The organism is Stieleria maiorica (genome assembly GCF_008035925.1).
GTDB lineage: Bacteria > Planctomycetota > Planctomycetia > Pirellulales > Pirellulaceae > Stieleria > Stieleria maiorica.
This window is the reverse complement of record NZ_CP036264.1, coordinates 6,417,288-6,439,428: the sequence shown is the minus strand read 5'-3', so window position 1 is coordinate 6,439,428 and position 22,141 is coordinate 6,417,288. Positions and strand designations below refer to the sequence as shown.

Annotated in this window: 16 protein-coding genes; all 16 read right to left on the bottom strand. The window is 58.3% G+C overall.

Translation table 11 applies throughout. From position 1 onward, the window contains the following. Positions 1-64 precede the first annotated feature (64 nt). The 16 genes from Mal15_RS21855 to Mal15_RS21785 all read right to left on the bottom strand — a co-directional run bounded on the left by Mal15_RS21855 (position 65) and on the right by Mal15_RS21785 (position 22,041). The gene (locus tag Mal15_RS21855) at positions 65-2,983 is read right to left on the bottom strand and encodes an FtsX-like permease family protein (protein WP_147869716.1); all 2,919 of its coding nucleotides are present in this window, start codon (positions 2,981-2,983) and stop codon (positions 65-67) included. Between the two features lie 401 nt (positions 2,984-3,384). Continuing rightward, entirely contained in the window at positions 3,385-5,724 is a 2,340-nt protein-coding gene (locus Mal15_RS21850; RefSeq protein WP_147872317.1) for a family 78 glycoside hydrolase catalytic domain, read from the bottom strand. A 271-nt stretch (positions 5,725-5,995) separates the two neighbouring features. Beyond that, the gene (locus Mal15_RS21845; protein ID WP_147869715.1) at positions 5,996-6,184 is read right to left on the bottom strand and encodes a hypothetical protein; all 189 of its coding nucleotides are present in this window, start codon (positions 6,182-6,184) and stop codon (positions 5,996-5,998) included. A gap of 101 nt (positions 6,185-6,285) precedes the next feature. Then, positions 6,286-7,527 carry a DUF1559 domain-containing protein gene (locus Mal15_RS21840; protein ID WP_147869714.1) on the bottom strand — a complete coding sequence of 414 codons (1,242 nt, stop codon included), beginning with the start codon at positions 7,525-7,527 and terminating at the stop codon, positions 6,286-6,288. 221 nt (positions 7,528-7,748) lie between these two features. Further along, positions 7,749-8,708 carry an AraC family transcriptional regulator gene (locus tag Mal15_RS21835; protein WP_147869713.1) on the bottom strand — a complete coding sequence of 320 codons (960 nt, stop codon included), beginning with the start codon at positions 8,706-8,708 and terminating at the stop codon, positions 7,749-7,751. 215 nt (positions 8,709-8,923) lie between these two features. Then, positions 8,924-10,369, bottom strand: coding sequence for a Y4yA family PLP-dependent enzyme (locus Mal15_RS21830; protein ID WP_233902947.1), 1,446 nt, complete (start codon positions 10,367-10,369; stop codon positions 8,924-8,926). A gap of 13 nt (positions 10,370-10,382) precedes the next feature. Next, complete coding sequence (locus Mal15_RS21825) at positions 10,383-12,050, bottom strand: FAD/NAD(P)-binding protein (RefSeq protein WP_147869712.1); 1,668 nt, start codon at positions 12,048-12,050, stop codon at positions 10,383-10,385. After that, positions 12,047-13,075, bottom strand: a complete 1,029-nt coding sequence (gene sbnA, locus Mal15_RS21820) for a 2,3-diaminopropionate biosynthesis protein SbnA (protein WP_147869711.1) — start codon at positions 13,073-13,075, stop codon at positions 12,047-12,049. The genes Mal15_RS21825 and sbnA overlap by 4 nt, the downstream gene beginning before the upstream one ends. Positions 13,076-13,209: 134 nt before the next feature. Further along, a complete protein-coding gene (locus tag Mal15_RS21815) occupies positions 13,210-14,214 on the bottom strand; it encodes an SDR family oxidoreductase (protein WP_233902946.1) in 1,005 nt (334 codons plus the stop codon). Between the two features lie 44 nt (positions 14,215-14,258). Beyond that, complete coding sequence (locus Mal15_RS21810; RefSeq protein WP_147869710.1) at positions 14,259-14,981, bottom strand: hypothetical protein; 723 nt, start codon at positions 14,979-14,981, stop codon at positions 14,259-14,261. Further along, positions 14,971-15,117, bottom strand: coding sequence for a hypothetical protein (locus tag Mal15_RS34175; protein ID WP_167546975.1), 147 nt, complete (start codon positions 15,115-15,117; stop codon positions 14,971-14,973). The genes Mal15_RS21810 and Mal15_RS34175 overlap by 11 nt, the downstream gene beginning before the upstream one ends. Before the next feature lie 99 nt (positions 15,118-15,216). After that, positions 15,217-15,444 (bottom strand): hypothetical protein, encoded by a 228-nt coding sequence (locus Mal15_RS21805; RefSeq protein ID WP_147869709.1) that lies wholly within the window; start codon positions 15,442-15,444, stop codon positions 15,217-15,219. Between the two features lie 35 nt (positions 15,445-15,479). Further along, a complete protein-coding gene (locus Mal15_RS21800; RefSeq protein WP_147869708.1) occupies positions 15,480-15,839 on the bottom strand; it encodes a CsbD family protein in 360 nt (119 codons plus the stop codon). 317 nt (positions 15,840-16,156) lie between these two features. Then, on the bottom strand, positions 16,157-16,630 hold the full coding sequence (locus tag Mal15_RS21795; protein WP_147869707.1) for a nucleoside deaminase: 474 nt from the start codon (positions 16,628-16,630) through the stop codon (positions 16,157-16,159). A gap of 131 nt (positions 16,631-16,761) precedes the next feature. Then, positions 16,762-19,059 (bottom strand): glycoside hydrolase family 2 protein, encoded by a 2,298-nt coding sequence (locus tag Mal15_RS21790; protein WP_147869706.1) that lies wholly within the window; start codon positions 19,057-19,059, stop codon positions 16,762-16,764. Between the two features lie 234 nt (positions 19,060-19,293). Continuing rightward, positions 19,294-22,041, bottom strand: coding sequence for an endo-1,4-beta-xylanase (locus Mal15_RS21785; RefSeq protein ID WP_233902945.1), 2,748 nt, complete (start codon positions 22,039-22,041; stop codon positions 19,294-19,296). Positions 22,042-22,141 lie beyond the last annotated feature (100 nt).

Below are 22,141 nucleotides of genomic sequence, written 5' to 3'. Positions count from 1 at the left end.
GGTCTATTAACCTCTTGTTCCATCGTTCCGCCTGGGAACCCACTGGGCTGAAGACTCTGCCCTGTCACTGCGTCGCACGTCCGGCCTGGAGCAGACCGAGCGGTTCGGCTCGCGCCGTTTTCAGCGCCGGCCACAGTCCCGCCAGAAAACACAACGCCAACGTGAATGCGAACCCGATCGACAACTGCCCCCATGGGATCAGGAATGAAGGCGGCCCGGCGAACCAGCCGCCGAATTGCGCCATGCCGACGCCGCACCAGCCGGCGACCAACCCAAACGCCAGGCTCAAGACGCAAGCAGCGATCGCAATCAGAGCGGTCTCCGCGAACACCAAACGAATCAATTGGCCGCCGGTCACCCCGATCGATCGCATCACGCCGAATTCCCAGGTCCGCGACCGAACCGACGCGATCACCGTGTTGGCGATCGCCAACGACATGATTGCCAGCGTGATCAACGGCAGATAGCTCATCCCCCAGATCATGTCGTCGGCACGCATCTTGATGGCCTTGCGTACCGTGTCGGTCGCCGTCATCCGAGCGAACGGCCGATACGATTTGACTTCTCCGACGCCGGCTGCCGTAAACGTTTCGCCGCTGTGACGCTCTGCGATCGATTGAAACTCTGACGCCACCTTTTCCAGGTCCGCTGCATCCTGGAAGTTCATCCAAACGAACTCGGTGCGTTTCAATCCGAAATCTCGATGAACGCGCCGGCGATCGGCAAACAGCAGGGTTCCGGTTCGCACGAAGTGTCGGCGGACTCCCGAGAACTTCGTCACCCATTGCCAACCCGGCAGCGCGACCACGCCTGCGATCGTGTACGTGACTCGCTGGTCTTCGTCCGACGGCAGGGTGAACGCGACCGGATCGCCGACATCCAACCCGGTAGCCATCACGAAGTCTTCGGAAACCACACAGCCATTGTCGTTGGCAATCGCTTTGATTGCCGACTCACGCGTGCCGCCAACGAACGTCACCTCCAAAAAGGGAGCTTCGCCGCCGAAGGCCCGGTGGGGATCCAAACCGCAAACAATGCCGTTGTCGCCGAACTTCAACCGACTCGGTGGGTCTTCGCCCTGCCAATCAAATTTGGCCTGCTCGATCGCCAAAGGCATCACTTGGTCCGATTTCACTCCCTCCACTTGCTCGACCAACGCGACGTCATCGTCGGTCAGACCGATCGGATGAAACGCGACCAGCGCATCGGGCAACCACTTCCCAGGTGTGAACGGCACCAGCATCGAATAGCCCCACGTCTGTGTCGACGCGTAAAGGCCCAGACCGACAGAAAGAGCTAAGGTGGCGCCGACGCTGCGCCAAAGGTTGCTCGAAAGTTGTGTCTTCATCATCCGCGGATCCAACCGCATCAGGCCTGTGAGCACAGGCCCACACAGTCTTTCGCAGCCGACAACTACCGCGGGAGCAAGTAAGATCATCCCCAACAGCAGCATCGGATAGGTGACGAACGAGTAACACCAGCTGCGCCATTGGTCCGACATTGGCAAGGCGAACACGCTGATGGGAGTCGCCGCGGAAAGGATCAGGCCGATGCCGCCGAGGATCACCCAGCGGCGAGGGTTGGGGGTGGCGGGGCGAGAGGACATCGCGTCGAGCGGTTTGATCCGCATCGCGCGCCATGCGGGCAGAACCGCCGCGGCCGACGCTCCGACCAGCACGGTCAGACCGCTCAGCAAGATGCTGGTCCAACCCAAGACGGCGCCGGAGCTAAACAGCCCCGGCAGAACGCGGCTGCCGACCAGCACCATCAACCAGCCGGCGAGCAGCCCGCCGGTCCAACCGAGCAACGCCAAAAACACACTTTCGATCGCGATGATCCCCGCGATCTGCCAGCGCGTCAGCGCCACCGCACGGAGCATCGCGAACTCGCGTGTTCGTTCGCTGACGCCCATGCTGAGCGTCGAAAAGATGATGAAGATCGCCGCCAGGGATGCCATGCCGGTGGCAGCCCAGGCTTGTGATTGTTGCCCCGACACGCTTCTGCCCGATTCCATGCCGCTGCGCACGTCATCAAAATCGATCAGCCGAAGCGCCGGTCGGTTGTCGGCAAGCTTGCCTCCCCAGACCTCACGAAACTGGTCGATCGTGACCGATTCCCGCAGCGCGATCTGCAGCACTTGTGGCGTCGCGGGAAAACCATTGATCGTTTCCGCCATCTCGGGACGAACGTAGATTGCACTGGTGGGCACGCCCTGAATAAAACCGCTGGGCAATCCGATGGCGGGTGCTCCCGATTGTTTCGGGCGCTCCCCTGGTCGCGGTGTTTTAACGCCAGGGCGTCCGCCGTCGCGAGCCCCGCCACCACGCTGGCCACGGCCTCCGCCCAGCGAAGGTGCTTGGGGGGCTTGTTCGATGATCCCGACAAGCGGTAAACGGACTTGGTTTCCAAACGTGGTCACCAGCAACTCGTCGCCGACGGACAGCTTCAACTCCTTGGCAACGTCTTCACCGACCACCGCCGTCGCGGTGTCGACCTCATTGCCCAACCAATCCCCGTCCACGATCTCATAAGGCGGGTCGCTCGCGGGTGTGGCGACAAGTGTGGGGCCGACTGGCGGGGCACCATTGACCGGCGGACGGTCTCCGACCAGCAAGCCCAGCGATGTTTCAGGCTCCTCGGCATCGGTTTCGCGTCTGACACGCGTCGCCGAAACACGTGAACTGCTGACCGGATTGACTTCCAAGACGCCGGCATCGTCATCGAGCGCATCAATCAATGCGGACGAGATGGTTGCCGGAGGCGATCCCGGCAGCCCGCCGCCTGCCATCACCAGGGCATCGTAACGCCCCAGATACTTCCCCGCGTTTTCATCGAACTGTGACACCAACGCGTCGTAGCCGCTCACGACCCAAACCAGGGCACAGGTCGATGCGATCACTCCCACGGTGGTGATGATCATCCGTCCGGGATGCAGTCGCATCCGTGACGTCACAAGTTTGGTGATGAAACCGAGGTTGGTCATTGGCGATTCTTGAGGATTACTTCGTGGGAAAAACTTCGTCGATGAAACTCATCACGTGATCGTTGTAGACAGCATCGTCAAACTTTTGGTCCCCGTTAAAGATCAAAAAGGGTGGAGCGGTCGCGGTCACATACTGTGTTGAAGAGGCCCACTTGGCGAGGTCGGGACGTCTACGATCGGTAGTGTCCAAGTCGCCGCTGCGGATGCAACCGCCATGCCAATGTCCCCCAGCCCGTCGCAACGGCGCACCATCATGATCCCAGTGCATGAAGGCATCGCGTGCGACGCCAATTCCACCGTCGCCGATGGAATATCCACCGCGAGAGCAGCGTGAGCAAAATGCGAGTGGGGTCAGGTAATCGTCGTGGAGCCGGCGCGAAAAAACGCGCCGTGCCTCGCCGCTACTTCACCTCGAAACGGACCGATCCGCTGACCACGTCGTCAACCACCCAGCGGTCGCCGCGTTTAGTTGCGGGAACAGGCGTGTCGCCGGCAAACACACCGACGGAATTTTTGGTCGCGGGCAGATCCACCACCGCTGTCATTCCCGGGGGCAACGACAGCGACAGATCGAACGATTCCTCGTTGGTCCACTCGATCTGAATCGGACCGCGCGAGGTGGGGACTTTGCCGCGGGCGAAGGACAGATCACCGGGACAGGGGCGAATCGTGGCCGTGTTCCAACCGGGGGTGCCGGGCTGGGCCCCCAAGACATGCCGTGGCAGCAGATTCGCCGGCGCGGCACCCCAGGCATGATTCCAATCCTGATTCGGTTTGTACTTCAAATCCCAGGCTTCCCAGCTGATCGTCGTGCCGCTGTCGAGCATGTGTTTCCAACTGCGGTCTCCGTCGGCGAGGATCAGGTCGAGAGCCTTTCGAGCTCGGTTGTGACTAAACAGCGCGTCCATGAAGTATTGGGCTGCGTAGGGGCTGCAGCGCATGTCCGCCTGAGCCAACCAGTCGACCACACCGGCGACGTTTTCGTTGGGGATCAGGCCGAACGCCAACGGGAAGAAATTTGCATGGATGCTGTGATGATCGGTGCCGACACCGTCACGGTAGACCCCGGCATCTTCGTCAAAGAGCGTCTTGTGGAAAGATGTTTTTGCACCCGCAGCACGGGCCTCGAATGCCCTGGCATCGGCGTCCTTTCCGATCGCGTGAGCCATTTCGGCCATTTGCTCCAGGGCTTCGATGTGAAACGCATTGACGACCGTATTGATTTCGGTAAACACAAATCCGTCGCGTTCGTTTTTCGGCCAATCAACGATGTCGTGTCGATTTTGATCCGACTCGCCGCTGCGAACCAATCCGTCCGCGCCGCTTCGATGCAGCAGCGTTTTTGCCTTCAGTGATTCGTAACGCTGCTTCAGCCACTCGGTGTCGCCCGAGTACATCCATTCGGCATAGGCCATGAATACCATGTGCGGCGCCCATTCACTCGGCCAAGTCCCGTTCTCCATCAACCAATCAAACGTTCGTGCCGCCATCGTGACATCATCATCGGTCGTGTAGTGGCTGATCTGATTCAGATAGGCGTCCGCCTCGTACGGGATTCGTTCCCGATCGCCGTCCACATAGACGCCTGCAAACGTTGTGGCTTTGATGCTGTATTTACAGAGATCCCAAATCCGGTTCAGCGTTTCGTCAGAACATTCAAAGGCGCTGGCGTCGTCGTTCCAAGTCGCCGAAAACGCAGCCCGGCGACGAATGAGTTCAAACGGGAATTCTGGATCCACGCCTTCGATCTCGATCCAACGAAACGGCATCACCGATCGCCAGGCCTCTGGCGTCAAAACCGCTGGAGGATTCGCGTAGATCAGCCCCGCCTGCTCGACGTTTCGCGGGTCAACCACGGCCGGCACGATCCAATTTCCACGCTGCTGGCCGAGGCGAACGGGGGTCACTCCATAGCGAACCGTTCCCGGCGGATCTTGGTCGATGCGGCCCTCCTTCAGTTTTTCTCCGAAATGCACCTTCGCCATGCCTCGCCCCTCGGGCACCGGCATGACGATGTTTCCGAATGCGACTTTGCCGAAATCCAATTGCGTGACTTTGTCGTTGATCCGTTTGATGGTGACCGGCGACTGGTCGGTCAATTCTGCATGTCGCTCGCCAGGAACCACCGGCAGCTCTTTAAGGAACAGATTACGGAAGCGATACGTTTGGCCTTTTTCACCGTGATGCTGAATCCCGATGTAGCCCGATGCATCGGTCGCATCGCGAAAGCGAACGGTTTCCACCCCATTGACCTCAATCCGAATCAAATCCTTCACGCAGGTCACCTCGTACCGGTTCCAGCCGTTGCGATTAAGCGCATCGCGAACCCGTGGTTGTGAAAAGAACTGCTGGGATTCTTCGGCGTGTTCAAGGAACTGTTCCGTGGAACGCCCTTTGATGCTCGGCCAGATCCAGCGGCGACGGGCTTCGTCGTAAAGGCCACCGGACCAACGTCGATCCGATCCATCACACTCGGCTTGGTAGCCATAGACTTTCTTGGTGGCATCTTCGTCGACATGGCAGCGGAACATCACGCCCGAATTCGCAGGGCCGTCGGGCAGATGAATCTCGACACTCAATCGGAAATCCGTGTACGGCTTATCTGTGACCAGGAAAAACTTCTTGTCACCGGTCAAATGGATCTCACCATCGACGGCTTCCGCTTTTCCGTGCGGATAGGGATTCCACCATCCCGTCAGATCCTTGCCATTGAACAGCGGCGTGTAACCGCGATCGCGCATCGCTGCAAAACCGACTTCCCAATCGGGATCATGAACCGGCTTCGAAATCAAGTCGAACACCGGTGGTTCCGCGCAGGCAGATCCGATCGCCAGCAGTGCAACAATCAGGAAAAGCGATCGTAATGAGTTGAGTGTGGCCATAAGATTCAATCTTTGTGTCGGTCTTTGTCTGTCGCAATCGGTTTTGCCGTCGGGCGAAGGAACACCACAAGCGTCCTGCAACGATTGCCGCAAGACGCTTGAGGTGGTTCGATGCCGCGTGTAGCGACGATTATTCTTCCAGGTCTTCGACCTCGCCGTCTCCTTGCATTTCCTTTTCGGCTTGTTCGATCAGCGCGTTGTAGTTGTCGATCTCTTCTTGGCTTGCGTTCTGCGTAATGTTCTGGGGCCCATCAGAGCAACCCGTGATCAGGCAGCATAATAGCACGACAACCATGGTGGGGCGTATGAAACGATTCATTGAGATCCTTGTTCGATGAGAGGTTGTTCGACGCCGGCCCCGGAATGACCAAAGGCAAATGCCGAGGCCGAGCGTCATGAATCTGGGTCGACTGGGCTGCCTTATTGGTTCAATTGCTCTTCAATGACTTCATTGAAGGCGCGGCTTCCCAAGGCCCCCCACAGTCCATAAGGGCTTTCCGCACCAGCGACGGTCGGTGGGCTGTTGTGGTAAGCGATCTGGGGTGCATTCGGATCGCCCGCCTCGATCGAATCCGTAATAAAGATCACGGCCCCATCGCCCATCAAAACGTGGGCTCCGCCTTGGTGACGGCTCGATGCGGCCAAGGTGGAATCGTTGTGATCGCGGCCACCGGAGCACATCGCCTTGTTGGGCGGACGCACCGTATGAAACTGGGTGTACAAGGGATAGCAATCATGCCAACGGAAACCGCGAGCTTGCGTGGCATTGGCCGACGAAGTGGCGGCAGCGATCCAGAACCGCGGGCGGTCGGGATCGAGAAATTGGTCGCCCCAGGACGGATTCCGTCGGCACTCCCCTCGGCCATGACCGGGGCGATCGGAGTAGGTGTCCGAGCGGGGAAGGGTCGTGCGGGCATCACCATCGGCCAGATCGGTCGCGATTTCTCCACACAGGATCGTGTTGGACAGTCCATCCAGGATGTCGCGGAACTTCATGTCCTTGCAAAGGACAAACGCACCGCGATGACACTTGTTTGAACGGATCGCCTGTCCGGTGTCATTGACTGAATACGGCAACGTGGCACCGCTGGCAACTTCATCGACGTGCAACCAGGGATCCCGCGTGAAGACTGCAGAATCGCCCATGCAAGCGGCATAGTTCGTGCGACCGAGAGCGGGCAACCCGACGCCCGGATCGCTCGGGCATCTCAACGTCGGAATCTCCGTTCCCCAAGGTCCGTAGTCGATCCTGGCTACCCCGGGCCCCATCGCTTGCCATGGCGGATTGCGAGGCGATCCGTCGGCGTTGCTCGCGAGCGGATTGCTGATTTGTTGCCAGATGGCCTGTTGTTCCACGAAGGGCAAAATGCCGATCAAGAACGAGCCTCGGTGATTGATCGACGTCGTGTCGTTGGCCCGATCCCACATGTCGTGGCCGCCCAGGCGATACGTCCCACATCCCTGCAGCGGCAATTGTTTGTACGCCGAATGGTAGTTGTGAATTGCCAGGCCGATTTGTTTGAAGTTGTTGCTGCAACTCATTCGGCGAGCGGCCTCGCGAGCAGCCTGGACCGCGGGCAGCAAGAGGCCGACCAGAATGCCGATGATCGCGATGACCACCAGCAGTTCGACCAGCGTGAATCCGGTGCGATGACGTCTCATGGATGACTCCTGAGAAATAGAAAGAAGAAAAGTGAAGAGGGCACATGCCGACATAGGCGGTGCACTGGGTCCATGTTACGCCCCGTAACGCCAAATCCAGCCTCCAAAGACTTGCCGTTTTGCGACACGTTTTGCGGCCCCTTCGCTCCTCCGGGTGTGATGCCCCTTTCGGAGTCGTCCCGCCGTGGGACATTCCGCGACGACCTCGAAAGGACATCGACTTATTCGGCCCGGCCATGGTTTTCTGCTCGGTAGTCGCTCGGGGTCCTCGACTCGATGCGTTGAAAGACCCTGCACATGTGGCTCAGCGAGCTAAATCCCGCCGCGTACGCGATGTACTTGATCGGCAACGTCGTTTCGCGGAGCATTCTGCGCGCACGGTCGAGACGGCATCCGGTGATGTGCTCGAGCACGGATTGGCCCGTTGTCGTGCGGAAGTGCCGTTCCAGCGTCCGGGTGGTGACACCGATTTGCTTGGCGATCATCGCGACGGACAACTTACGGTGACTGTGGTTCCAAATCGTCAGCAATGCCTTGCGAGTGACCGGATCAACTTCATCAGCCAACGTCTCCGGCGTCATGCCAAAGTGCTCCGTTTCGTCCAGCACCTCGGCAGTGATCGTCAACGCCTTTGCACACAGCGAAGCAGGCTGTTGGTCGGGATGCCTGGTGACAAAGTCGATGATCTTTTTGTACTGATCGACGACTTTCTCGGAATGGCTCAAACGCAAGATGGGTCGAGCGGGATCCAGGAAGCCTCGATTTTGCAAGCTAAACAGCATCTCCCCTCCGATCGAAATCCAATACTCCGTCCAACCTGTTTCTTTCATCGGTCGATACCGGTGCCATACACCCGGGAACAACAGGATCATGGTTCCTGCGTTGACTTCGATGTGCCCATGTTCGTCCGATTCGAATTCTCCGCGACCTTGATGCACGTAGACGAATTGGAACTCCGGCAAGACACGCCCTTGATCCCATTTAAAATCGTAGAGTTCGGGATGGTGCTGCTGCGGATAGGGCGCGTTCGGCGCCACCTCGTCCATCCCTGCCCCGGTCAAATAGAAACCGAGACCGATGGCCGCATCCGACACCGGCAGATAACTGAAGGCGTTTCGGGTTTGGGCCTGGTCGGTTGTTGAATGGGTCTGGCTGGTCTTTGGAATCGTGTCGTCCGCCATCACACTTCATCCTTTAGGGCCGAATCAATCGCAACGCTTCGTTCGCTGCGTCGCAGTCTAGGCCCGTAGGAAACGGAAAACCTTGACGATCGACCCGGTGACTAGCACAAAAGTCCCAAAGCGCCCATCTGTTTCGCACGCGGCGCTAAGACGCCAGAATCTGAGGTGCTTTCATGGCGGTCGCATTTGCCAACCGCCCGACCGCCAAGCGAATCTCAAACCGTGCTCGCGCAAATCCGTTGGTGATCAATCGGGTCGAGCGAGTCACTCTGCCAGACATAGTTTTTTGCCAGCGGGAACTGATGAGATCGACTTTCCAAAAAGTGCATCAGATAGCCTGCAGTATTAGGAAAGACGACGAGATCGCCGCAGCGGACTCCGTGAGGAAAAACCAAGTGCCGGAGTGAAAGCAGTTCGGATTCGGTGCAGTACGCGCCGACCAAGAATCCAGATTTCATCTGACGATCGTGACGACCACACGGCAGCAAAATCGGATCGACAAGGAAATCGTCGCTCGAAGTCCGGCATTGGGTGCGATTCATCGATAGCCCGATCAACCAGTGTCCTTCCGCATTCTGTTTGCGGAACTCAACACCAGCCACCGTCATACCGCAACCGTCCATCAGGCTGCGGCCGGGCTCACAACGCAACTGGACATTCGACGATGCGATCCGTTTGGCGATCGAAACGCCCGCGACGGGAAAGTCCAGGATGCTCCGCAACCAGTCGCCTTTCGTTGGTGATTGATAATATGGATACGAGTTCGGCTTGCCGATGATCTCTCCTTGATGAACGGTCAGCCCCAACCCATGATTTCGGTACGTCACTTCACGACGTTGCCCCAACAGTGCGCTTTGATGAGCGTCCCAAAACTTTTTCCATTGCGTTTCCGACTGCAAGTAGGACATCGGGAATCCGCCTCCCATATCGACAAAGGCCGGAGAGTGCCCTTCGCGGCGGAGACGGTTGATCCAGTCGAGAGATTCGATTAACGCAGCCACACGATGGCCCGCGTCATAACCGCCCAGATGAAAATGGACTCCCAAAACAGAGATCGGCAAATCGCCTAAATGCGCGGACAACTCGCGATCTCTCTCGACGTCAAATCCGAATCGGGTGGGCAACTTTTGTCCTTGATGATGAAATCCGCCCAGACGCAGTGCGACAGGAGCCGTATGCTCGGTTCGTTTCGCGATCGAGACGATGCGATTCAGTTCATCCGAATTGTCGACGACGATACAAATCTGACGTTCGAGACACAGTTGCAGCAGCGCTTCGCTTTTGACCGCTGCCGTACAAATCAGTTGATCGGGATCAATCCCGCGCGACAGACACTGCTGAACCTCGTTCTCGCTGGCCGTGTCGATGCCGATTCCGGAGCGTTTGGCTTGGTCCACGAAGGACAGACACTTATTGGACTTGCGGGCGAAAAAGATTTTGAAGTCGATCTTTCGATCGGATGCCACCTGTCGTAAAGCAGCAACATTTTGCTCCATCGAACCGGTGTGAATCACGTTCAAGGGAGATCCGAATTCGGCGATCCGATCGAACAACCGCATGTCGTCCATGCACTCGAGCATCCAAGGTTCGATTCGAGCATCAAGCGGCACCTGCCCATGGCAATGCTGGCGGACCATTGGTTCTCGACATGTGGGCGACATCATCCGATCCATCTCAAAATCCATAGCGTGCACCGCCCACCGACTCGGTGATGACGGCCATACGGGACGCCCAGCGATCAATTTGGTCGTGCAACGCTCGTGATAACGTATCGTTACCGACCACCCATCCTTCAGTCGCGCGTCCGAAGATGGCGAGGGTGCACTCGGTGCCAGGAACAAATCCTTCGTGGTCGGTTACGATCGCGTTGGTGGGACCGTGCCGACGCAAGACTCCATCGTCCAGCAGCCCGGCGATAGGGCCGGCGAAACTCGGGTCGTGGGGACCGGCGATCACTGCATTAAGAATCGTATCGTAATCTTTCCCATCCGGGAACGGTTCTGCGATTTGCCCCAACGTCACCACGCCCTGGCTGATCAATGCAAGAAGTTTCCCGATACTTTTCGCGGGTGGGCCGAAGGCGATTCGCTCCATTTCCGATGCAACCGATCGGAACGACGAATACTGGTCATCGGCCAGCCCGCCGTAACTGACGAGCGTGACCACTTGAGGATAGAGTTTCCGCCACGATTCCCCCAGAGCAAAGGGGATGTCCTTTGGAAGCCGTCCTGTCGCGACACCGTGGGACTGCAACATAGCATCGTAGGCCGTTTGTGCATCCATCCGGTAGCGAGCCCAACCGCGATACCAGTTGCTGATGTCTCGTTCCCGAACTGGATTTGCGCCGTGTCGCTTCAGTAGCTCTGCGGCCGCATCCGATACGACGGTGAAAAGGTCACTGCGAAATCGAATTCTGCCACGGCATGCTTGCAGATCCTCGAGACGCCTGCGGAACGGTTCCCAGAAGCGGTCTTCGATGGGCTCAACTTTCGCAGTCGGTTTGGCCAACATCGGCCGCCCCGATCGGCTACGCAAGTCGATCAGTCGAGGTTCATTGAAACAGTGGATGTAGCGAGGCAAAGGATCGTTCGCCTGAAACTCCCCGCTGCGACCTTCGGTCAACGAGAGCACAGCGTCGATCGCAGTCAAGCCCATTCCGCGGATGAGAACGGAGGCACCGGCGCGAACGCAACCGGTAGAAAGTTGCGACTTGGCGGGGTAGACCGGGCGGGCTTTCCGCCGTCCATGGCTAAACGTGGATTCACCGTCTAACGAAGGTCGTAAACCTTCATGCCCGGTCGCAAGCACGACATAATCAAATGACGTCGTGCCCCCATTAAATTCGATGTGCCATCCGAGACCGTCCCGCCACACCCGCCGGACGCGTTTCCGAACGACACGGAACGACGAAGGCGCAAATCGCTTAGAGACCGTTTGAAAACAATCTGAAAGGTACTCTCCGACAATCGCTCGCGGGATGTACTGATCGGTCGTTGCCAAGTCGGGATAACGGTGATCCAGCCATTCGATCAATGATTCGGACTGGGCCATGGGAGATTGACGATAACGCTGCCAAAAATCAATGTGCTGCGTCGCGTAATTCATGAGCAGCTCACGTGGCTGTTGCGGGTCATAGATATGACCGGCACCGGGCGATCCGGCCGGCTCGAACACCGTCACGTCGATCGCGTGTAACCTTCGTTCCCCGACGGCTCGGCTGAACGCTTCAAGGCATTGCAGGCCGCGCGGACCGCATCCGACGATGGCCAGTCGTACCTTCTCTCTGCCGCCATCGACTCGGCTTTGCGGCACTGCTGCCTCTGGGAAATTCGCAATACTCACAGCATCACCTCGTTAGAAATCGGTGCTACACCCGTCTCGACCCATCGTTTCAAGCGGATCGGATCACAATCCAAATGCGTTTCAACCCAGTCGTCGTCGTAGATGGTGTCCAGATACCGGGTGCCGGAGTCATGGAGAATCGCGACGCAGCGTTTGCCCACGAGTTGGTCTTTCAGGTGGTCTACCGACATCAAGACGCCGCCGGCGGATCCCCCTACCAAGATCGCCTCGCGTTGGGCGGCGCGGCGACATCCGACCACGCAATCGAGATCGGTCACACGATGCACTCGCTGGAATGACTGCCCGATAGCGAGTGGAGGCACTCTGCCTGCACCCAGCCCGGGAATCTTCCGGGGTCCCGGCGATCCGCCGAATAAAACGCTCCCCGCCGCGTCGACCGCGATCACGTCCACGTTGCGACCTCGGGATGATAAGTAGTCACGACAGGCTTGTGCCGTTCCCGTGCTGCTGATCGCAACTAGCACGACGTCGAACTCCCCACCGAGTGCTTCATCGATCTCGCGAATCGTGCCTTCGGTGTGTGCCCGCGGGTTATCCAGATTGCGATATTGGTTCGGCCAATAGCTCTCCGGCATCCGCTCCAGCAATTCGCAGACCCGCGCAATTCTGGCCTTCAAAAAGTCTCCGTCGAGCGGCCGTTGCACCATTTCTATCTCGCCGCCCAAGGCTCTGATGATTCTCAAATTCTGTAGCTGAGCGCGCGGATCAACGACGCAAATGAAACGCAAGCCGTGGTACCGAGAGGCCTGAGCCAATCCGATTCCCATGTTGCCGGACGATGATTCGATCACCGTGTTTCCCGCTTTCAGCTCTCCCCGTGCCAAGGCCTGTTCGAGCATCATCCTCGCTGGTCGATCTTTGGCACTGCCTCCTGGATTAGAAGACTCCAGTTTGGCCAACAGCTCAACTTGATCACAGTCCAAGAATCGCGAGAGGCGAACGATCGGCGTTCGCCCGATCGCATCCAACACCCCGCTGGCGATGTCCAAATTGTCTGACCTCATGTGCGTGCGAGACCTCGTCGCTGAAGAATTGATGAAGCGCGGCAGCGAGATCGCACATTCCATGCCAAACGTCGGAAGATCACGACGCCGGGGTCGCTACGAACCGCGTCCCCGACGCCACACACCATGGAAAATCAAACCGGTGTCTTACCGCCGGTGCAGCCATACACTTCCGCGGTGACGAAACTCGCCTCGGGGCTTGCCAACCAGACATACATCGGCGCAAGTTCGGCTGGCTGAGCCGGACGTTCGAATAAGGTGTCCGCCCCAAAGTTTTCGAACTTGTCCTTCGGCATCGACCCGGGAATCAACGGAGTCCAAACGGGGCCGGGAGCCACCGCGTTGACCCGGACACCACGTTTGATCGCCAATTTGGCCATCGCTTTGGTCATTCCGATCATCGCGGATTTCGTCGTGGCGTAGGGCAGGAGGTACGCGGAGGGATTGTACCCCTGGATGGAAACGGTATTGATAATGCTGCCACCGGCGGGCAAGTGCTCCATCGCAGCGCGAGAAAGCCAGAAGGGCGCGTAGACGTTCGTTTTGTAAATGCGATCGAACAATTCAGTGGAGAATTCGTCGATAGAATTTGCCGTCTCTTGATAGGCGGCATTATTCACCAGAATCTCCAGCGAGCCCAATTGATCAACACTCCGATCGATCAACTCGTTGCAAAAACTTTCGTCCCGCAAGTCGCCGCCGCAGGTCACGGCTTTGACCCCTGCAGCTTCAACCACCGTCTTGGTTTCCTCCGCGTCGCTGTTCTCGCACAGATAGTTAATGACGACGTTAGCGCCTTCGCGAGCAAAGGCGATCGCAACGGCGCGACCAATGCCGCTATCGGCACCTGTGATCAACGCATTCAGCCCTTTCAGCTTCCCTGATCCGCGATAACTCTGCTCACCATGGTCAGGCGTTGGATTCATTTTGTCCGTTGTACCTGGCATGGCAAACGCCTCCTGGTCGGGGTACGGAGGTTTCGCAAAGGCGTCGCGGGGATCGGTCAGATGGACATCGGGAAAGGTACGAACTTCCTGGACAGTATCCATAGTTAAACTCAATTGTTTGGGTGGGAATGCACGTGCTGGTTTACTACTTTCGCGGCCTGTACAACCGCGATTTAGCCTCGAGCGATGCATTTGCTATACCAAAACAAATGGCTGAGTACGCCGGAATCACACCCTTAAGGAAGTCGTCCAGAAAAGTGTTCCGCGATCGCTTCGCGCGGAATCGACAGCAAGTCAACCGCGATCTCCGCGGCAATCACTCTTCCCTTCGTCAGCCAAGCCGAGGCAAACGCCCAGACCGCGATCCATTCCATCCAAAACAGGAAATTAAATCGGTTCAATTGCTGCTTGAGCGAAATCGGAGCGAAGAACAAATAGGCGCCCATCGCAGCCATGCTAAACAGAATGACCAGGCCGCTGCTCCGATAGATGAAGTTACGTTCCCAGGGGTGTGGCTCGCTTTCGACCGGGTCACGCGTGGATCGTGGAAAGTGGTACAGCGAATAGCATGCGAGGGTAAGAAAAAACACGCCCCCGCTGATCGTGTGCATGTAGCCGATCAACGACCGTTGCAACAATGGATCGCTGCCGGGGTCCAGCGGGAACAATGCGACGCCGAATGCGGCAGCAGACCCCACGTTGGCGGTCCAGTTTTCGATCCAGTCGTGACCGCGATAACACAGCAAGAAAACTGCGATCGCACACATGGTCCCGACGAAGATGTCACGCATCGCGGTATGGTAGTAGCTGCTGATATTGTCCTGAAACGGAATCCCTGCGAGCCAGCCGATCGGTCCGAGAACGATCGGCAACAGGAAGCCGCTTATCCCGACGGCTCGCCGGATACCGATGAAAGAAAGAACCAACGCGTTGGCTCGGGTCGATAGTTCAGGAATCATTCAGCCGACCTTGCGTGTCGAGCATGGCGTGCACGTCGCGTTCACTTTTGATGCCGTGCGCAGCGATGCGATAACCGACCACCACGCCGTTCTGCCAACCGCTGGACCGCACTCCGCCTCCGCAGTGATCCGACACCGCATCTGACGGAGGCGGTTAGGCGGTCGATGATCAACTCGCTTTGGAGTCTCGGCGCGCCAATGGGTTCGACTGTCGTCGTAGACTCCGCTCGCGTGGCTAGCCACGCAGCTTCCAGCCCACCAGAAGGCCAAGGCCGAAACACCACATGGCGGCAACATCCGGTTTGTCATTCGCGTAACCTCGCAGGACTCCGAGCAAGTCCTTCGCGGGCTCGGCGACGAAGTGCTGGCCGGCCTGTTGCAATTTTTCCGCGGCAATCTGCGCGGCCTCCGACTGGTTTTGTGTCGAGTGCCGCTGTGCCGTTTGGGTCGATTCTGAACTCATTGATTCTATTCCTTGTTAAAGTGAAGGGTGGGTCCTCAGCTGCGCCAGCCGTTTCGCCAGGTTGGCTGGGGACGTTGTGCGGAGGCGATGCCCAAGCCGACCATCACCCCCGCGATCATCCCAACGGTAAAGGCGGCGACGACCGATTCGATTGGTCGCTCAGCGACCGCTTTGGCCGACGCTTGATAGCTTGCGCGAGCACGCTCGGACAAATCGTTGACGTAAGCCTCTGCCTGTTCGCGACTCTGGCCGGTTTTTTCTTGGATCAAACCGATCAGTTTCTGGAAACTGCCTTCGGTTTGGCGGATATCGTCATCCGAGATTTCACCGTATTTCTGCTGTACGGCTCCGCTCACTTGGCGGAATTGCCCGTGAATTTGTTGGCTGGTAGCCATCGGATCTATGTCCTCGCGTACGAGTTGTGTTGTGGGCATCAGGTGCCCGAACGTTGTGGCTGATCCGATTTGCATACGGCATGCCAAAGACAAGACACCCTCACTTATCGCTCTCATTGACCCGCCCGTACCGACCGACGCGGCAAGCCGGTTGTTGATTGACAGGTCTTCTGCAAGCGGGTGCAGCCCCAAAAACGCGTTTGACAACGGCAATCGTTTATCGCAACCGAGACCTGCAAGCGGTTGAGCAGCTTTGCACCAGCCTGATCGCTCGCCGATCCGATTAAGAGAGCGGTGCGGCAGTCGCCCCACCGGGATCAGCCGTCCTTCGAGTTGTCCAGCAACAGCTTTTCACATTGCTGTTTCGCGATCCCGCCGATGACCGTCGCATGAGCGTTGCTGACTTCAATCAGCTCCTCGCACCCGATCCCCAATCCGCCATAGCCGGATTTCGCCACCACATCACAACCAGCACCGAAGACGATGATGTCAATTTTTGCCAGCAAAGCAGCGGACGTGCACATCGGGCAGGGCTCACCGGTCGAAACCAGGACACAGCCCGACAGATCCGTTGTACCGAGTTCCTGGCAGGCTCGATCGATCGCATTGACCTCACCGTGACGTGACGGTTGCGTTTGCCCCCGCGCCGTGTTGTGCTCGCACGCGACCAAATCGCGATTGGGCGAATACACTGATGCCGCGAACGGGTTTTCCCCGTCAGCGACGCCACTCCATGCTTTGTCCAGTGTCGTGCTCATCCATTGGACAAGCCGTTCATTGCTGAATTCCATCAGTCAGTTCTCCGGTGAGATTCGATTTTGAGCGTCCTGTAGCAGGTCGTCGCGAGCGGAAGCAAATTCCGTTCCTGCGGCGACCGCGCCAGCAGACACCCTCGAAGCCACCTGCCTGGCCGGCCGGAGAACTAATCCGCCTCACCTACCAGCGGAGGCGTATCAACGAACAGCACTCGGTGCAATTCGGCAAGTTCCTTGGCGGGAATCTTGATCACCTTTCGGTCGTAGGTCATCAAGCCATTGATTTCCCCTTCGACGTCGGTCGTTTGGGTGTAGACGCCCGCTGCGATGCCCTTGCCGCGCAACTCGTTCAGCATCCTCAGGGAGGTGACATAACGTTCCTTGTACTCTTCGGCGTTTTTGGGCAGCCCGCCGTAACCCCAGTTGCGTCGGTTCGCATCCCACAGGTGATCTTTGACGGGATAACCGTGTCCGCCAAATTCGCCCATCACCTTGATGTAGTCGTCGAATCGACCTCCGGCGCCCAGGTCAAACGGAAAACTTGGATGCGGGTAACTGTGTTCGTCGACGACATCGCCCACCGGCCAGAAGTTTCCGCCGCTGGCGATGTTGATCAATCGCGTCGGATCGCGTTGCACCGTCCACTTGCCGACCTCCACCGTTTGGTGTTGCCCCCAGGCTTCGTTGAATGGCACCCAGCTGACGATCGAAGGATGGCTTTCCAGCGTCGTGATCATTCGCTCCAGTTCCAACATGAATTGCTGGTGCTGGTCGGCGGGCCATTTCGCGTCCACGGGATCGGGTTTCAGACGTGTCCACGCCGGCCAAGCGTCGCCGACGCCGCCGCTGACCTGATCCTGCCAGACCATCATCCCCAGCCGGTCGCAGTGGTAGTAGTACCGCCGCGGTTCGACTTTGATGTGTTTGCGGATCATGTTGAAACCAGCGTCTTTGAGCCACTGAATGTCGAACAACATCGCTTCGTCCGACGGCGGCGTCAGCAGCCCGTCGGGCCACCAACCTTGGTCGAGCGGCCCCCAATGAAAGACGGTTTCGCCGTTGAGTGTGAACCGCCAGTGCCCGTCGGCATCCTTGACTTTGCCGACCGACCGAATTCCCGCGTAGGAGCGAACGGTGTCCAACGGTCGATCGTCGCCGCCGAGCAACGAGACTTCGATGTCGTACAGGTGTGGGTCGGCCGGGGACCAGAGTTTTGCGTCAGCGATGTCTAATTCGACCTTGTCACCGCCACGTCGGCGAGCGACGATCGAATCGCCGTCTTTGACCACCACCATGACACCGCCGGCGCCCTTCGTTTTCGGTTCAACGGTGATCGTTCCCCTTTCAGCGGACGTCGTGATCTTGAGGTCTGAGATATGGCTGGCCGGAACTTCTTCCATCCAGACCGTCTGCCAGATGCCCGAAACCTGCGTGTACCAGATGCCGCGGGCGTCCAGCACTTGCTTGCCCCGCAACTGATACTCTTCGGTCGCGTCTTCGACTCGCACGACCAGATCGTTTTTCCCGTCTTTGATCGCATCGGTGACATCAAAGGAAAACGGTGTGTTGCCGCCGGTGTGGGAGCCAACCGAAATGCCGTTTACAAGAACCTGGCATCGATAATCGACGGCCTCGAAATTCAACACCAGTCGCTTATCATCCGACTTCTTGGCGTCGAAGCTGCGCCGATACCAGAGTACCTCGGATGCATCGAGCAACCGCTGGACGCCACCGAGTTTTGATTCCAGGCAGTAGGGAACCAGGATCTTTCCGTCGAACTGCGACGGCGTGTCTTTGGAATCGATCGGCGTGATGGCGTAATCCCAGTGGCCGTTCAGATTGGTCCAGTTGTCTCGCTGGAGCAACGGTCGCGGGTACTCCGTCCAGGCGTTTTCCGCGGTGACGGCTTCGCCCCACTTGGTGATCAAGTGCGACTTGAACGGTGTGGTGCTGCGTTTCGGCCTCGGCAATTCGGGGATATTGTCCGCGTCGACCAAATGCACGTCGATGAATTGCCCGCCGCCGGTTTGTTTGCAGTGTACCGCCATCACGTTATCACCGGTCTGTAGCGTCGAATCCTTGTCTGGTGCGATCGGGACGACGATGTACTCGGTCGTGTACTGTTTCAGGTCGGCGACTTTCAGCCCGTTGATGTAAATCTGGGCGTCTTCGTCATGATGAACCAGCAGCGCGGGCTTGTCGGGAATGGACGTCAACGGAAACGATTTTCGCAGCCAGATGTTGTTGGTCGCCCATGTCGTGCCGACGCGCGAACCCGGTGTGTCGCGTGTCCCGAAACCGCCGAAGCCCGCCGTCCACCCCGCGTCGTCGAAGTCCGCTTGGTGCCAGCCCTCGGCCGGTTGCTCGAGCGTGTACCGCCATTGGTCGACGACCTCCTGGCCGAGGCTGACGGACGGGAACAGAGCCAGCAGAATGCCGGCGACGAAGGATGTTCTAAGTATCATTTCGCTACCTCAACGGGAACTTCAAAGCCGCCTCTTCACCGCGACGCGCCAAAGGCTTTCAATCCCTCCATCGTACAACGATCCGCCGTCGCAGCCATGAGATGTCACGTTGATGTGATGAGATCTGTTGTCAGGCGTTGGACGCACCGCTTCGGTCCCTCCGTCCAGCCATGGGCTCCCCGATTCGGCCGTCGTGCTGTCAAATGGCGGGCCCCTTGATTTGAGTAAACGATTCTATCTCTTTGATCCGGCCAGCAGATCGTAGACGGCATGAAACGCGGGCTTGGGACGGCGATCGCGATCGAACAGCAATGGATGATTGACGCGTTTCCAGGGGAAATCATTCAGCCAACTTTGTCCGTCGTGCAGGTTCCAAAACGAGACGCGCGCGATCACGTCACTGTATTCATCAAATAATGTGAACAGTTCGACATACTGGTCCGTCATCTGCTGCTGGATCTCCGGCGGCATCCCGTCCTTGTAAGGATCGTAAGAACCGAGCTCATCGCGATACTTGCCACCCTCGGCCCACCAGCGGCCACGTTTGACCACATCGATGTCCAGTTCCGAAACGACCACCTGGATCTCTAGTTCGCGGAGGGCATCGAAGGTCTCGCGCAGTTCGGCCAGTGAGTTGTCACCGAGTTCAAAGTGCCCCTGCATGCCATACGCATCCACGGGAGCTCCGGCGGCCTTGAGTTTGGTGAGTAGTTCGAGGAGTTTCGTTCGCTTATCCGGCTTGTGGCCGTTGTAGTCGTTGTAGATCAAAAGCGCATCGGGGTCGGCGGCGCGCGCGGCCTTGAACGCGGTGACGATGAAGTCGATGCCGGTGGTGCGCGAATAGACCGAATCGCGTAGCATTCCGGCATCGCTGTCGCCGATCGCCTCGTTGACGACGTCCCACATGGTCGCGACATCGGCGTACCGCCCGACCACGGTATGGATGTGAGACTCGATCCGCTGGAGAAGTTTTTCCCGCGAGACCGGTTGCCCCGCTTCCTCCATCATCCAGGGATCGGTGCGGTCATCCTTGGCCCAGACGAGGCAATGGCCAACCATTTCCAAATCGTTCTTACGGACAAAGTCGGCGAATTGGTCAGTCGGCCCGAATTCCCAGCGATCTTCTTCGGGATGAATCCCTTGCGGCTTCATGCAGTTTTCCGGGGTCAGGATTTGAAAATGCCTGCGAATCAGGGCGGCATCTTCGGGATCCCGGATCACCTGATGGCTGACGCCGACGCCGATCTTGAACCGATCACCGACGGCGGCCTTGAGCGATTTCTCGGAAGCGACTCCTGCGGTTTCGAGCGCCGTCGGACCGAGGGGATAGGTTGTGATGAAAATCCTGTCGAGCAACGCTCCGTCTTCGCGATACGCCATCGTCAACGTGTGGTCACCCGATTCCAGGCTCACGTCGGCCAGCTTGGTCCATTCCCAACCGGTCGTCCCCAAGCCATTGGCGGCCGTGAACGCCCCATCGTCGATCTTGATCCAAAAGGAATCGTCATCGGGTGACGGACAGTTCACTCGCGCGAACACATAGTACCTTGCGTCTCGCGTGACCGTAAATGGAATCGACACCGCTGCTGATTCGCCGGCAGGAGCCGCTTGCGGACTGTTCTGACCCGATCGGACCGTTAGATAATTTCCACCCGACGCCTGGGGATCGCTATGGACGCGCCAATCGGACCCGTGCTTGGCCGATTCGACTTCGACGTCAATGCTCTCGACATCGGTCGCATCGGGCATGGGGAAAGTCGACGTTCCGGTGCTCCATCCGTCGTACCAGAACTCGTGCTCCACGTCCTCGAACGGATGTTTGGTGACCGATGTGTCGACGTCCATTTTATCGAGCAGGAATTTGTCAACGAACGCCTCGACCTCTGGCCGTTGGTTTTCGGGAAGCCGGCAATGCGGATGGTTCCCGACGATCGAGAATCCGAACCGGTCGGGGATCCCGAACGTCTTCCACACCTGATGTGCGGCACGACAGGAAACATAACCGGACGGATCGGCCAGCCATTCGTAGTCGGGGTTGCCCAGCACCAGCAGCGCACGCGGCGCAATCATGGCCATCAATTCATGGTGATCATAAGGCAGTTTCTCGACCGAGTTTGAAAACCGAAACATGTCTTCGGTGAACCAGGCGCGGCTGGTTTTTCCGAGCGTTTCGACATTGCCCAATGTTTCCGAAACACGCCATGCGGCCGCACCGCCGCCGCCGGATTCCTGAGCGATCGTCAGCGCAATCCGTTCGTCGAGCGCGCCGGCAAACAACGCCATCTTTCCGGCGAACGAGCATCCGGTGACGGCAAGGTGTTTGCGGTCGATGGGAAGCTCGTCCTCGACCAGTTCCAAACCGTCGATGATTCGGCTGATGCCCCACGGCCACGCGCTGTAGGCACCGATAGAAATCTGGTCGGGGTAGAGTCGGTTGATCGGTTCTTGCCCCCGTTTTTGTGTGTGGGACATCACCTGGGCGAAATTAAACGGGATCATCGCGATCTTGCGACTGGCGAAGATGCCCGGCGGCAGGCTTCCGCTACCAAATCCGACGCCGATCACGGCCGGAAACGGGCCGTCACCTTCAGGAAGATTTACCTTGGCGGTCAGCGTCAACGTTTCTCCGTTCTCGGTCACCGTGACGGTCAACGTGCCGTCGTCAAACGTCGCGGCGATGTCATCGGGCCGCGGCGGCTTTTTCCCGATCCCGTAGTGCTCGATTTCGGCTTTGATTTCCGAGCGGCGACGACTCCAGTCGTTGAACTCGGTGGAACGCCCGCTTCCATCGGACCAGGCAAACGGATCGGGCAGGGGCCGGACGATCGGCAGTTGATCATAGGTCGGCAGCACCGGGGCCGCAAACTCCGCACCGCTGTGCTCGGTGTCGTAGACCAACGGCACGTCCTGCGCCGGAGATGCCACCGTCACGACGGCAACCAGCATCAGCGACAAAAAACCGATTTTGATGTTTCTGATCATGGAATCATCGATGAATGAAAGGGGCGTTGTCGATTCGGGGCATTTCGGTCAGGAGGAATGGACTCGTCGCCTCGCCCACTACCCGGAAACCAAGCGGTGG